The organism is Limosilactobacillus panis (genome assembly GCF_019797825.1).
Classification (GTDB): Bacteria; Bacillota; Bacilli; order Lactobacillales; family Lactobacillaceae; genus Limosilactobacillus; species Limosilactobacillus panis_A.
Genome location: NZ_CP081855.1, coordinates 1,137,232 through 1,151,720, shown reverse-complemented (window position 1 = coordinate 1,151,720; position 14,489 = coordinate 1,137,232). Strand labels below are relative to the sequence as shown.

Genomic DNA, 14,489 nt, shown 5'->3' with positions numbered 1-14,489 from the left:
ACGGATTCAGTATTTTCGCCCCTTTGTGAAAAGTGATAAAATAATAGGAAATGCAGGAAGCATAAAGTATCATTTATACCGAAAATCATAAAAGGAGTGGCGATAAATGAATCGGCATCCAGACTATTTACTGAATGAAGTAGATGAACCGGAAGATATCAAAGGGATGACGCTTGATGAACTGAACCGGTTGGCAAATGAAATGCGCCAACTGGTTCTGGAGCGTGATGCTGCAATCGGCGGACACGTTGGTCCGAACCTCGGAGTAATGGAGTTAACGCTTGCTTACCACTATGTTTTTAATTCTCCGCATGATAAAATCATTTGGGACGTTTCTCACCAGTGTTATGCTCACAAAATGCTGACAGGAAGAAAGCTGGCCTTCTTGGATCCTGATCATTACAAGGATATCTCGGGATTTACGTCACCGGCCGAGAGTAACCACGACTTCTTTGAAATTGGTCATACCTCAACTTCCATCTCGTTAGCAGTAGGGATGGCCCAAGCTCGGGACCTTTTGAACCCGGATTCCAAGGATAATGTTGTTGCTGTTATTGGTGACGGCTCCTTAAGTGGGGGACTGGCCTTTGAAGGACTGAATAACGCGGCCAAGCTTAAGTCCAACCTCATTATCGTTGTTAATGATAATCAGATGTCGATTGATGAAAACCAAGGGGGGCTATACCAGGGGCTGAAGGAACTTCGGAAAACTGACGGGTCCTCGCCAAATAATATCTTTAAGTTCATGGGCCTCGACTACCGGTACGTCAAGGATGGCAATGATTTACGGGCCATGATTGACGCCTTTAAGGAAATCAAGGATATTGACCACCCAATCGTGCTCCACGTCAATACACTGAAGGGCAAGGGCTATGAACCGGCAATCAAGGAGAAGATGACTTACCACTGGCGGATGCCATTTGACCTTAAGACGGGTAAAGATAAGCACCCCTTCACTGGTGAGTCGTACAGCGATGCTATTTTAGCTGAGTTGGACCGGCAAATTGCTGCCGGTGAGCCGGTCGTGGCAATGAACGCCGCCATTCCCGGTGCCTTTAACCTGAAAAGATTCCAGGCTAAGCACCCAGATCGCTACTATGACGTAGGTATTGCCGAACAGGACTGCATTAGCTCTGCGGTCGCGATGGCAGTCGCCGGTGCGCGTCCCGTCGTATTTCAAAATGCAACCTTCCTGCAGCGGGCGTACGACCAGTTGGTTCATGACATGGCACTAAATGATGCGCCAGTAGTGATGATTGTTCGTGGGGGAACAATCGCTACCGAATCCGCAACTCACCAGGGATCGTTTGATATTTCGATGATTAGTGACCTGCCGAACATTGAATACCTAGCACCGACAAACGTGGAAGAATTGCTTTCAATGTTGAAATGGGCAATCAAACAGACTGACCAACCGGTTGTTATTCGTGAACCAGAGAAACCACTGATTCACGGGGAAGCAACCCAGGAGGATTACAGTAACATCAAATACAATATTGCCCACCACGGGAGTGAGGTTGCCATCATGGCGGTTGGTGACTTCTGGGAGCTAGGTAAGAAAGTTTGTGAAGAACTCAAAAGGAAAATCAATATTGACGCGACATTGATCAATCCAAAGTCACTTACCGGAATTGATCCGCAGGTTCTTCATCACCTATCAGAAAATCACGATGTTGTCGTTACTTTGGAAGATGGTAACTTAAGTGGCGGTTTTGGTGAGACCATTGATCGTTACTATGGGCCAACACCGATGAAGGTTCTTAACTTTGGTGCACCACGTGAATTTGCCGATAACGTACCGTTAGAGGTTCTGTACGAATGGTACCACTTGACACCTAAGCAAATCGTTGATGATATCGAAAAGGTTATTCACTCCTTATAAAGAAGAAGCGCGCCCCACCTGTCTATGAAGAGGCGAATGGGGCGCTTTATTATTGTTTAAGAGTTTATCAATCTATTCTTTCTCGATATCGGATAGTTATTACGTTGAGAAAAGATAATAAAATTAAGTTGCAGAAAGGAATACATCATGTCACTCAGAAGTTCAGTTGCTGCCGGGGTAGGTCATCTTTCCTACTCCGTCTTACACGGAATCTTTAACCGGGGGAGCTCTTTGCCTGGCCTCGTTGCACTTAAACTCGATCCAGACATCCTTTACCACTACAAAGATCGCTATGATTTCGTAATTGTTGGGGGAACCAACGGGAAAACTACGGCGACCGCATTGGCTGTTCAGGCCCTCAAGCAAAAGTACCCGGACGTACTCTACAACCCAACCGGGTCCAATATGAAACGGGGAATTGCTACTATCTTCGTTACCGCCCCTAAGCCTAAGAAAAAGGGACTAGCGGTACTTGAGGTCGATGAGGCCAACATTGTCCGTATTGTGAAGTACTTTAAACCCAAGACCTTCGTCTTCACAAACCTCTTCCGGGACCAACTTGACCGTTACAGTGAACTATACGCAACCTGGGACCGGATGCTAGAGGGTGTACGGATGGCGCCTAAAGCAACCATTATTGCTAACGCTGATGACCCCATCTTTAATTCCGTTGACTTGCCAAACCCCCGTATCTGGTATGGCTTTAACGACCAGCCGATGGGCGATTTAGAAGCCCCATCAAACACCGATGGGGTGGTTTGTCCGAAGTGTCACCACATCATCCACTACGGATTCATTACTTATGGTGGCTTGGGTGCTTACTTCTGCCCTAATTGTGGCCACAAACGTCCGAAGTTGGATTATGAGGTAACTACCGTTGAGCGAATGACATCGGCGGACTCGGTAGTTAAATTTGATGGGAACGAATTTAAGATTCCCGTTGGGGGGGGCTACAATATTTATAATGCCCTGGCAGCCTACTCACTAGCTCGCTTTATGGGCGTAAACAGCAGCAGTATTAAAAACGCGTTTGCGGAAAGCCCCGAAATTTTCGGCCGCCAGGAAAAGGTGCAAATTGGTGACAAGGAAATGGTCATTATTATGGTCAAAAACCAAATCGGGGTCGACACTGTCCTAGATATGATCAAAACCGACAAAGAGCCGTTTTCCTTTGCCTTCTTACTTACCGCCTTACCAGCAGACGGCGAAGACACTTCCTGGATTTGGGACTGCAATTTTGAAACCCTCAAGGGCTATAATATCCCTTACTACCTAGTCGGTGCGGCCAACTATAAGGATGCCGCGACCCGCTTTAAGTTTGGTGGCTTTAAGGGTGTGAATGTTGAACCAGACCCGGCAAAATTGATTGACCGGATCAAGGAGATTCCTACAAAGCGCATGTATGTAGTAACCTGCTATACCGCCATGCGGCAGCTCCGGAAAGCACTGGCAGAACAGAAGCTGATCGATGGGGGGATGGAATAATGGCAAAGTATCAATTACAATTAGCCCATCTTTATGGGAACCTGCTGAATACTTATGGTGACCTCAGTAATATCATGGCATTAAAGTACTATGGCCAGCTCTTAGACACTGATGTGCAAAGTCGAGTTGTCAGTGTAGAAGATGAGTTCTCGGCAGACGACTACGACTTAATCGTCCTTGGTGCCGGTCAGAAGTTTGAGCAGTCGATCGCGCGAGAAGACATTGATAGTAAACGTGACGAACTCCACCGTTACATTGAAGGTGGCAAGCCCATGCTGGCGGTCGGTGAGGGTTACCAACTGTTGGGACAATCATATATTAACCAGCGTAACGAAAAAGTTGCCGGAGCTAAACTGCTATCCCACCGTAGCGAATTACCGACCGATGGCGAACCGGTCCAGGGTGAGTTGGTTATTAAATCTTTGTTGGGGACCAATATGCATGGTCATGAAAACCACGATCTGGTAACCTTCCTGGGCAATGGTGAAAAGGCTCTGGGGACCGTAATTGAGGGAGTTGGTAATAATCGTGATGACGATACGGAAGGAGCGGTCTACAAAAACACCTTCTGTACCAACATGCATACCGTCCTCGACCGTAATGGTGAGCTGGCGAAGAAGATGTTATTAGTAGCGCTAGCAAATAAGTACCCAGACGCGGATTTAACAGTCCAGCAGAATGTTAAGATTGAATCAACTTATTAGAATTAGGAGCGAAACTAAAAAATCAGGCAGTGGATTTACACCATTGCCTGATTTTTTATATGGCAGATTGTAAAATTTAAGTTGAACATTTAAGTGGACAGAAAAACCCATCAAGGTCTTTAATGGTGTTACCGCACAATCCATTAGAAAGAAGGACCTTGATGAGCACCACTATTTTATCATTCCAGAACCGTGTTGTCATTGAAACGCTTCATAATGAAGGACGTTCCTTGCGATACATCGCTAATTACTTAGGCTTTAGTAAAACCACAGTCTTTAACGAACTTCACCGGCTAAATAGTGAGTACCAGGCTGAGCTAGCGCAAACTGACTTTGAACGCAAGGTTAGTCAACGGGGGCGGAAGTCTTCGCTCACTAAAAACCTTAAACACTTGATCGAGGAAAAGATTCAAGTCCAGAAGTGGTCCCCTGAACAAGTTGCCCATGTAGTTGGAATTGCCTACAAGACGGTCTATAACTGGATTGATCAAGGATGGCTTGATGTACAGTTACCCGATTTGCCTGATCATGGGATTCGTCGTCATCGTGCTAAAGAAAAGCGTGGTACGTTCAGTCACGGCCGCTCCATTGAGGAGCGGCCTCATAAAGTCGAAACTCGCCAGGAATTCGGCCACTTTGAAGCTGATACCGTACTTTCTGGCAAACGTAAAGGTCAAGCTGTGGCTACTTTTGTGGAGCGTAAGAGTCGCCTGACAATTGTTAAACGGCTCCATGGTCGCGACAGTCAGTCCATGACTCAAGCCGTACTTGAACTAGCTAGTCAACTTCAAGACAAGCTCAAGACGCTTACCGTAGATCATGGTAAAGAGTTCGCTAACTACCAGGCAATTGAGCAGCGAACTGGTACTCCGGTTTATTTTGCCCATGCTTATTCACCACATGAACGCGGCAGTAATGAAAACCGTAACCGAGTTTTACGACGCTTTATTCCCAAAGGCCAAGCCATTGAAGAGTTAAGCGATCACAAGCTGATTCAAATTAATTGGTATTTGAATTCCCGGCCACTTAAATGTCTTAATTGGCATACACCAATCGAGATCTTCCTGCTTAATCTACGTCACTAAATTCGTTCAAGTTATTTCTTGCAATCTGCCGTTTATTAAAAATTCTTAGATGCCAAAATGGCTTAGCTTCGTATTTATTAAGTGAGACCAATAATGCGAGGAGAAGAACATATGAAAAGCAAACATATTAAAACAACATTAGCACTTTTTTCCACACTAGCCCTAGTTTCAATAACGGTGACGACGGTAGACGCAAAGGCAATTAACAGTGCAGAAAATACGCCAGCCGGGAAAGTTACCGACCCAATGGAGCGGACGGTTATCCGGGAAATAACGGTTGTGAACCCCCTAAGCAAGGAGAAGACAGTCATTAAACAGGTTGCCACTATTAATGTTGAGCGGATAAAGGCGAAGCATCCTGACATGTGGCCTGAATTTGTGGCCCCAGAGTTTGCTGGTTACCGACCATCCGAACTTCAGCTGGACCCCGTCAAGATGACTCCCCAGATGAAGTCAAGAAAGGTAACGATTGAATACCAACCGTTTACTGATAAGGTCGCCCCTGCAACCCGTTTTTTTATGTTAGATGACGTTGACAATCCTTGTAAATCATCAATTTTAATTCCAGTCCATTCTGATCAATTTGGCCGTTATAAATTACCGACCCCGCCGGCAGGATACCACTACTTCATCACGAATCTGCCAAAAGAAATTCAGTACTTTCCAAATACCGGTCACACCAGCTTCCACCTGACGGTCAAAAAGGATGAAAATGATCAAGAAAAGCCCGCTAGTAAGGTTTTAACCCGGAAAGTCATTTTCCACTTACCGGCTGGTGACAAGGTTATTGAACAGTCTGCACGGGCTGATTTTGTGAACGGCCGCTGGATGATTCAATCTTTCCCGCAATTAATGGTTCCGCAAATGGATGGGTATGTGTCGACGGTCAAATGTGTTCCTGATTTGCAAATTGAAGAAAATGCAATTAACCAGCCTGTACCGACATTTGAGGTCCAGTACAGTAAGAATACAAGTGACCAAAAGGATAGTAGTAAAGAGAAAGGGGAGGAGATGGCGCAAGGCTCAAAATCCGACTCAAAGGATTCATCAACCGCCACTAGCCAAACCGGTCAGGAAAAAGGCAGTCAGACAACGGATTCCGCGAAAGGTGACGGCAGCACTCAAACCGAGAATTCAGGGATTAGTTCTTCTACCCAGACAGATACTGACAGGGGACAAGATACAGATACTCAGACCAGTGAGGCTGAAAAAGGAGACGCAAGCACGCAGGTAGGTGAAAGCACGTCATCAGCAACCCAAACGGAAACGACCGATAGTAAAGATGCCGGGACCCAAACGTCTAAACAGCAGGTAGCCAGTGAAAACACTCAAACCAGCGGGGGAGTATCTGCAGGCACCCAGACCGATGGAGACGAAACAAAGGAAGAGGGCTCCCAGACAGCCGTGGTAGGGATGGAAGATTCGGCGTCCCAGACAGAGAATCCTGAGAAAGCTTCAACGGCAACCCAGACTGAACCTAATATTCAGACCAGCTCGAGTGCTACCCAGACAGATAATGAGGTTCAAGGGGGCTCTGTGGCCACCCAGACCGATGGTGTTTTGACGAATTCTACCGGGACCCAAACTACACCTAGTGTTTCCGTCGGTACGCAGACAGAAACTCATTCGTCAACTGCTTCTGTAGCAATTCAAACTGAAGATAACGGTGTCTCCAAAGGTGTGCAAACTGATTCTGCTACCGAGGAAAGCGCTGGTACGCAGACAGAAACGCCCAGACTAGATTCATCGACGACCCAGACAACTAATAATCTGGGGAAGGTTTCTACTGGGATCCAAACGAGCGGTACTATCGAGAATGTTGCGTCGGGTACACAAACAGAGGGAAGTGACGCTAGGGAAGGCGTTCAAACGGACCTGAAAGTCGGAAACAATGCAGAAACACAAACCGGCGATGTAAACGGTAGTTCTTCAAGCGCACAACTTGTATCAACAGGATCGCAAACGGAGACTGACCCTAGTAGTATTGTTTCATCAAGTACGCAGACGGATGAGAACACTACCACTACTGGTACTCAGACCGATAATTCTGGGGTGACTTCAACTGCTACCCAAGCATCAGGCAGCCAAACTAGTGATGGCACCCAAACTGACGAGTCGCAAGGCAAGGGCCAGGCAAGCCAGAATAACCAGGAAGAAGGATCAAATACAACAACCCAAACGCATCAACCAGTTTATGCAGACGATAGCAGTCAGGCTCACCAAGCTGTTAAGGAGAATGATTCGCAAGTCGCTGAAAAAGGGGATTCCGAGGGAAACAATAGTCGACAACTTAACGGTAATACCCAAGCAGGGGAAGGTTCGGTGAGCAATATTCCAGAAATGTTTGCTAATCACCCGTTCTCAGATAACTCTGCTGACCCGACAAGTATGCGGTCTCAAGGTCGGCCCGGACTTGACCACCATCTTCAACGAGAACTTAACCGGATTCAGGATCCGCTCCGCTCCTTAGAAAATGAACCAATTACAACCCATAATGATCAGCTTCCTCAAACGGGTAATAACCAGTCCAGTACTAAAACAGCATTGTTAGGATTAGTAACAACTGCCTGGACAGCTGCCGTTAGCCTCTTCGTTTTAAAGCGTAAATCCAAATAAATTTAGATTAGTACTTGCATTTTTAATTTTCTCATAGTATTCTAATAACAGTTGAAAATGAATGGAGGAAGTTAGAATGCAATTATCAATTGTACAACATAAAAAACTATCGCTAACCTCCACCACAACCACAACAACTAAGACCGTGGTTGGGGAATAATTAAACACGTATTTGATTCTGTTAATTAACAGCTATTCAATTTACTCAACCACAATTACTTATTAAAGTGTGTGGCTGATTGGGTAAATTGGATGGCTTTTTTTGTTGGAGAAGAGAGGTTTTATTATGTCAATGCATGAAAAGGTTAAATTAAAAAGAACGATGACTCCCGGACAAATGGAAATGATTGCAATCGGTGGAACCATCGGTAGTGGTCTTTTCATGGGGGCAACGTCGACCATCAAGTGGACCGGGCCATCTGTCCTACTAGCTTACGCCCTCGTCGGCCTGGTCCTTTACGGGGTCATGCGCGCATTAGGTGAACTGATATATATAAATCCAGGGACCGGATCTTTTGCTGACTACGGTGAGAAGTATATTCATCCCTTTGCTGGCTACTTAACAAAATGGAGTAATATCTTTCAATTCATCATTGTTGGTATCTCAGATATTATTGCCATGAGTCAGTACCTGAATTATTGGTGGCCCAACCTTCAGGACTGGATTTCCGGAATCATTGTGATTGCAATCCTGACCCTGGCTAACATTGTTTCCGCGAAGGCCTACGGGCGACTGGAATTCTGGTTTGCCATGATTAAGGTGGTAACCATCATTGCCATGATTATCCTGGGTCTTTGCGTGATTGTCCTCGGTCTTGGTAATAACTGGCACCCGGTTGGAATTTCTAACCTGTGGACACACGGCGGATTTTTCACCGGCGGTTTCATGGGCTTCATGTTCTCCCTTTCTGTTATTGCCGGCTCCTACCAAGGAATCGAACTTCTGGGGATTACTGCTGGTGAGGCTGCTTCTCCGCGCAAAGCAATTGTTAAGTCTGTTAAATCCGTTATCTGGCGGATTCTGATCTTCTACATTGGTGCAATCTTCGTCATTGTTTCGATTTACCCTTGGAACCAACTGAAAGCGGTCGGCTCACCATTCGTTGAAACCTTTACTAAGGTCGGAATCACTGGTGCGGCCGGGATCATTAACTTCGTTGTCTTAACGGCGGCCCTGTCCGGTGCCAACTCCGGTATCTACAGTGCCAGTCGGATGCTGTTTAAGCTTTCAATTGATGGTCAAGTACCAAAAGTATTCAGCCGGCTTTCAAAGCGGGTTGTTCCTAACGTGGCCGTTTTGACAATCGCCTTCTGGATCTTCGTTGGTTTCGCCCTGAACTCAATTCTTTCAATGGTCGACGCTAACGCAAAGAACATCTTCGTTATCGTTTATAGTTCAAGTGTTCTTCCCGGGATGGTCCCATGGTTTATCATTCTGCTGGCCGAATTAAACTACCGCCGGCATAATCCGCAAGACCTGGTTAACCACCCATTTAAGATGCCTCTTTACCCGGCATATAACTACTTCAGTCTGATTGCCTTAACAATTATCCTCGTGTTTATGTTCTTCAATCCAGATACGCGGGTATCAGTTTCCGTCGGGGTCATCTTCATCTTCATCATCTGGTTAGTATACCAGCTTAAGGAGCGGAAGAAGGCTGTAGTTAAATAAATCATTAAAACGAGGCTGGGAAAAAACTCCTAGTCAAATTAAAAATCCGGATGATAAATCTAAAATTGATTTATCATCCGGATTTTTATATGCACAGAAAATCGTTCCTGATATGATGTAATTACCCCTAAAAACAAATATAAAGGAATGATTTACATGTATCAAAATTATATCACAGGGCAAACTGAATTCGCACTAAGTTATGAGTTCAAAGTTTCAAAAAATCATATTACACGTTTGATTGATGCTTTTGTTGATTCAATTCCCCAGGAAGTTTTACTAGAAGCAGATGTGGCGACTACTGGTCGCCCACTTTCGCATCCGGCCATTATGCTGAAGATATTGCTTTTTGCTTATTCTCGTCAGACTTACTCTGGTCGGAAAATTGAAACTATGTTAGAAGAGAACTTACCAATGCGGTGGTTGGCTCGTGATCATACTTATAGTTACCATACCATTAATAACTTTCGCAGTAGTAACCATGCAGCGGGATTAATTAAACGGTCCTTTGTTTATTTCACCATGGCATTAGCCGACCATGGTTTAATTAAACATGACGCTTTTTTCGTTGATGGTACTAAAGTAAAAGCTGATGCTAATAAGTACTCTTTTACCTGGCGACGAGCAGTTGAAAAATATCACGCTAAGCTTCAAGCAAACGTGGCTGAACTTTATGATGAGTTAATTGAAAAGAAAGTTATTCAGTCAATGAAACCGGAAATGATTAAGTCTTCGACTGGTATGGAAGAGATTACCGAACAACTTGAAAATGAGATCAACCAATTAAATGAGGAGATTAAACAGGAACCTAAAGTGATTAAGGGTGGTTCCGTTAAGAAACAACGTCGTCGTTTCTTAAAAAAGATCTATCGTAAATTTAAACAAGATTTAGTTCCGCGAGCTAAGAAGTATGAAAAAGCTGAAGATACTTTTCAGGGTCGTAATAGTTACTCAAAGACTGATCATAATGCAACCTTTATGTGTATGAAGGAAGATTCAATGAAAAACCGGGAATTAAAACCAGGATATAATCTTCAAGTTGCTACACATAATCAATTTACCCTAGATTATGGTTTATTCTCTAATCCAACTGATACCAGAACTTTAGTACCATTCTTAAAACAATTCCCTCATTTAGATTTCTTCGATCATATTGTTGCCAATGCTGGATATGGCAGTGAATATAACTATACTGCAATTATTGATGAACTAGGAAAGCAGCCGATTATCCCATATACTACTTATCAGAAAGAACAAAAGCGTAAATATCAACACGATCTAAGTCGGCCACAAAACTGGCAATACAACGCCGAGGATGATTATTTCATTGATCATCAAGGTGTACGTTTTAGCTTCTATCGTTACAGCCGACGGACAGATAAGTATGGTTTTAACCGTGACCTTAAAATTTACCGTGCCGATAAACATCAACTAACCGCCAGGTTAGATCAATTGGCAAAGACCCCGGGTGGTCGCCAACGTCAAATGAACGTTAACCCTACTTGGAATTACTTCAAAGCTAAAATTAAAGATACCCTCTCTTCTGAAGAAGGCAAAGCAATCTACCGTCGCCGTAAATTCGACGTAGAACCAGTCTTTGGCAGAATGAAGAGGGATTTTGGCGTACGTCGAACCCATCTTCGTGGACAACAAGGTGTGGAAAATGATATTGGTTTGGTCTTAATGACCATGAATTTAACTAAATTAGGAAAATTCATGGCTCATTAGGGAGTCAAAATAATTGAAAAAGGAAAAATCCGAACTGCAATTTTCATAAAATTGAAAATTACAGTTCGGATTTTCTTATTAGAAGCTAGTAAACCATTAGTTTTTTCCCAGCCTCGTTTTTTGTCTGAATACAAAATGTTTGACCACAGGTTCGGCAAAATATAGTAAGATAGAGGTATTAAGAATTAGAGAGGTTTTAATCATGTATCGTCTCAAAAGAAAATTCTGGCGGATTATCCTCGCATTGGGAATCCTCTTTGCTGTTGGTGGGCTCGTTAATCAACCGGATAACGGTAAAGCAGCACTGTCACAAGGAATCCAACAGCTTGCTTCCTGGGGAAACCAGAGTCAGCGAAGCAGTCAACCAACGACACTTCCACCGACTAAGCAACAAGCCGAGGCAGTTCTCACGTCGGGGATTCGTTCCCAACTTGGTTCGTCCGTTTCGTGGAATGGTCACGGGGCATTCATCATTAATAATAACCAGCCCAGGCTAAACGCTAATATCAATATTGCTCCCTACGCGGTTAACTATAAAGATCGGCAGGGAAGGGCATGGCGGGGAGATGCCTGGCTAAACCGAACGACCCGTCAATACAGAAACCGTTCTGAAACCGGGAACGGAGCAACAAACTGGCGACCGGCGGGCTTCTTACAGGCGTATAATCTTAAGAACGGGTACCGTCATGCATATGATCGTGGCCACCTCCTCGGCTATGCCTTGGTTGGCGGAATCCGTAACTTCAATGCCTCGGAATCAAACCCGGCAAATATTGCAACGCAGACGGCCTGGGCAAACGAAGCGCGCAGCCCAGAATCAACGGGGCAAAACTACTATGAAGGCCTGGTTCGCCAGGCGCTCGACCAGGGGAAACAGATCCGTTACCGGGTTACCGACCTTTACGACGGCGACAACGTTGTTCCCTCTGGTGCCCATATTGAGGCTCTTTCGAAAGATGGAAGTTTGAAGTTTAACGTATTCGTGCCCAATTGCCAGCGCAATATCAATATTAACTACGCAACGGGAGCTGTAACACAGCGATAATAAAAGACATACAGCCATGAGAAATAGTTCTTGTGGCTGTTTTTTACTTCTCCGGTTAAACATTGGATCCTTTGTCTAACAATTATGAGGAACTTCACTATGAGTCGCCGGCCCGTATTGTGTCAATAATCGTCTTATACTAGTCAAAGGCGTTTTCCCAGCTTCATCAATCCCGAGGCTCTGGAACTGCTGTTGTGGATGTCTCTTGAAAAGGCTGTGAATCTTCTAGTCAGTACATTAAAATATAGGGAAAAGGGATGAAGATAATGGAAATACACACTTGTACGATGTTTTTGGCGGGGAAGAAGGCAACCCTGGACGGCTCAACGATTGTCTGTCGGGAGGAAGACTATTCCAATGCTTTTGATCCACAACGTTTTGTATACGTAAAGCCAACAGAGCAGCCGCGCCACTACGAGAGCAAGTCAACGTCCTTTAAGATTGACTTGCCTGACGACCCGGTCGGTTATACCTCGACGCCGGACGCCGACAGTTCCGCCGGCGTATTTGCTGCTGGCGGGATTAACCAGCACAACGTCAGCATGACTGGAACACTGACAATCACTACTAACTCCCGAATCCTCGGGATTGATCCCTTTAACACCACTGATGGGATTGGTGAGGAAGACTTGGTCACCTTAGTTTTGCCATATATCAAGACAGCTAGGGAAGGGGTAAAACGATTGGGTCACCTGCTAGAAAAATACGGGACTTATGAGTCAAATGCCCTGGCTTTTGGTGATCATGAAGAGGTCTGGTATATGGAAACAATCGGTGGGCACCACTGGGCCGCTGTCCGGATCCCAGACGATGCCTTCGTGATTGGGCCGAACCGGCTGACAATCGATAACTTTGACTTTGCATCCGACAAAACTGCCTGCTCTCCTGACTTACAGGACCTGATTGACCGCAATCAGCTCAACCCGGCCCTCGACGGTCACTACAATCTGCGGGAAATTTTTGGAAGCCAGACCGTTACTGACGCCCACTACAACAACCCGCGGGTTTGGTACGTGCAACAACAGTTGAGTGACAATCCAACCGGCAATCCAACTGATCAGAATCTTCCATTTATCTGTCATCCACGGCGTAGAATCTCAATTGAAGACATTAAGCGAGTGATGAGTTCGCATTACCAGGGCACCCCGTACGACCCTTATGAGCATGACCAGGTTCCGTACCGGTCGATTGCTCTCAACCGGAACCTGGAGCTCCATATTCTGCAGATCCGTAACGGTGTACCGGACGCGGTTTCTGGAGTCCACTGGCTTGCCTTTGGGCCGAACGCCTTCAACACGGTTGTGCCATTCTACGCCAACGTTACCAATACCCCGGCCAGTTACCGAGACACCCCAACCGACTTTGCCTCCGGTAGCATGTACTGGTTGACTCACACCATCGCTGCCATCGGTGATGCTCATTATGAACAGGCACGGGTAGCGGTAGAAGCCTATGAGCAGCAAGTTGTCGCCACTTGCCGGCAGATCCAGCGGACCACTGATCAAGAGGTGGACACAGCATCCCCACAGGACCAGCTCACCCATGCTAACCAACGGATGGCTGACATCGCTATGAAGGAGGCCACAATCTTACTGGGCAAGCTGGTTACCGTAGCCTTCAAGGAGGCCAAGCTCCAGTATTAAGAGCCATAAATTTATTTGAACAAATATGATGTGATAGGCTATTTTCGTTGTATTGGGAATCTATCCAATTAATTAAAAAATTACAAATGGGGGATAGCACCAGGTGCTTACTTGTTTAATAATGCGAAACGATTTTCATGAAATCCCCCCAATACCTGAACGGGCCTCCAGTGTTCTTAACGCTGGGGGCCTACTCTAGTGCGCCCGGCATGGGTATTAGCTAGGTGGTGAAAGTCCACTATGGGCCGTAGTAGTCGGAACCATGAGCCGAGGACAAGGGTGTCCGCTGTGAGGTGGAATCTGAAGGAAGTCTAAGGCAAAGTGCTGCACCGATGAACAAGAAGTAGCTATAAGGCTGAGAGTAACTGGATAAGGTTGCTAGACAAACTAAAGTCCAATACTACTCGAAGTTGCTTTCAGTAAAGCTAACGGTGACATGGTACGAAAGTTAATATTCTTACCCGGGGAGATCTGACCTACACGTTTCCGACAAGAGGAATGAATGAAATTCCACAGAAGCAAGCATAGCAGTGATGTTGTGTTGAGTAAGCCAGAAGTCAGCCGAGGTCATAGTAGTCTAATTAATTAGATGAAGGACCGAACGACAATAACTTATAACTTATATCGGA

General features: G+C 45.4%; 9 protein-coding genes. All 9 read left to right on the top strand.

Annotation, left to right across the window (positions count from 1 at the left end):
* Nucleotides 1–106 precede the first annotated feature (106 nt).
* Nucleotides 107–1,882 carry a 1-deoxy-D-xylulose-5-phosphate synthase gene (locus KZE55_RS05530; RefSeq protein WP_222257739.1) on the top strand — a complete coding sequence of 592 codons (1,776 nt, stop codon included), beginning with the start codon at nucleotides 107–109 and terminating at the stop codon, nucleotides 1,880–1,882.
* 147 nt (nucleotides 1,883–2,029) lie between these two features.
* Complete coding sequence (locus tag KZE55_RS05525; protein ID WP_222257738.1) at nucleotides 2,030–3,367, top strand: Mur ligase family protein; 1,338 nt, start codon at nucleotides 2,030–2,032, stop codon at nucleotides 3,365–3,367.
* A complete protein-coding gene (locus tag KZE55_RS05520) occupies nucleotides 3,367–4,071 on the top strand; it encodes a type 1 glutamine amidotransferase (protein WP_222257737.1) in 705 nt (234 codons plus the stop codon). Before KZE55_RS05525 ends, KZE55_RS05520 begins: the two co-directional genes overlap by 1 nt.
* A 161-nt stretch (nucleotides 4,072–4,232) precedes the next feature.
* A complete protein-coding gene (locus KZE55_RS05515) occupies nucleotides 4,233–5,156 on the top strand; it encodes an IS30 family transposase (protein ID WP_222257736.1) in 924 nt (307 codons plus the stop codon).
* Nucleotides 5,157–5,267: 111 nt separating this feature from the next.
* Complete coding sequence (locus KZE55_RS05510; protein ID WP_222257735.1) at nucleotides 5,268–7,772, top strand: hypothetical protein; 2,505 nt, start codon at nucleotides 5,268–5,270, stop codon at nucleotides 7,770–7,772.
* Between the two features lie 292 nt (nucleotides 7,773–8,064).
* On the top strand, nucleotides 8,065–9,444 hold the full coding sequence (locus tag KZE55_RS05505) for an amino acid permease (protein ID WP_222259935.1): 1,380 nt from the start codon (nucleotides 8,065–8,067) through the stop codon (nucleotides 9,442–9,444).
* A 156-nt stretch (nucleotides 9,445–9,600) separates the two neighbouring features.
* Nucleotides 9,601–11,172: an IS1182 family transposase gene (locus KZE55_RS05500; protein ID WP_222257734.1), complete on the top strand. Its 1,572-nt coding sequence runs from the start codon at nucleotides 9,601–9,603 to the stop codon at nucleotides 11,170–11,172.
* A 202-nt stretch (nucleotides 11,173–11,374) separates the two neighbouring features.
* Nucleotides 11,375–12,217, top strand: a complete 843-nt coding sequence (locus KZE55_RS05495; RefSeq protein WP_222257733.1) for a DNA/RNA non-specific endonuclease — start codon at nucleotides 11,375–11,377, stop codon at nucleotides 12,215–12,217.
* A gap of 266 nt (nucleotides 12,218–12,483) precedes the next feature.
* Entirely contained in the window at nucleotides 12,484–13,860 is a 1,377-nt protein-coding gene (locus tag KZE55_RS05490; RefSeq protein ID WP_222257732.1) for a C69 family dipeptidase, read from the top strand.
* The last annotated feature ends 629 nt before the right edge of the window (nucleotides 13,861–14,489 follow it).

What these genes read in the sequence shown, in the direction of transcription:
- KZE55_RS05530 (WP_222257739.1), top strand. Translation starts at nt 107, where the DNA reads ATGAATCGGCATCCAGACTATTTACTGAATGAAGTAGATGAACCGGAA.
- KZE55_RS05515 (WP_222257736.1), top strand. Translation starts at nt 4,233, where the DNA reads ATGAGCACCACTATTTTATCATTCCAGAACCGTGTTGTCATTGAAACG.
- KZE55_RS05525 (WP_222257738.1), top strand. Translation starts at nt 2,030, where the DNA reads ATGTCACTCAGAAGTTCAGTTGCTGCCGGGGTAGGTCATCTTTCCTAC.
- KZE55_RS05500 (WP_222257734.1), top strand. Translation starts at nt 9,601, where the DNA reads ATGTATCAAAATTATATCACAGGGCAAACTGAATTCGCACTAAGTTAT.
- KZE55_RS05490 (WP_222257732.1), top strand. Translation starts at nt 12,484, where the DNA reads ATGGAAATACACACTTGTACGATGTTTTTGGCGGGGAAGAAGGCAACC.
- KZE55_RS05510 (WP_222257735.1), top strand. Translation starts at nt 5,268, where the DNA reads ATGAAAAGCAAACATATTAAAACAACATTAGCACTTTTTTCCACACTA.
- KZE55_RS05505 (WP_222259935.1), top strand. Translation starts at nt 8,065, where the DNA reads ATGCATGAAAAGGTTAAATTAAAAAGAACGATGACTCCCGGACAAATG.
- KZE55_RS05495 (WP_222257733.1), top strand. Translation starts at nt 11,375, where the DNA reads ATGTATCGTCTCAAAAGAAAATTCTGGCGGATTATCCTCGCATTGGGA.
- KZE55_RS05520 (WP_222257737.1), top strand. Translation starts at nt 3,367, where the DNA reads ATGGCAAAGTATCAATTACAATTAGCCCATCTTTATGGGAACCTGCTG.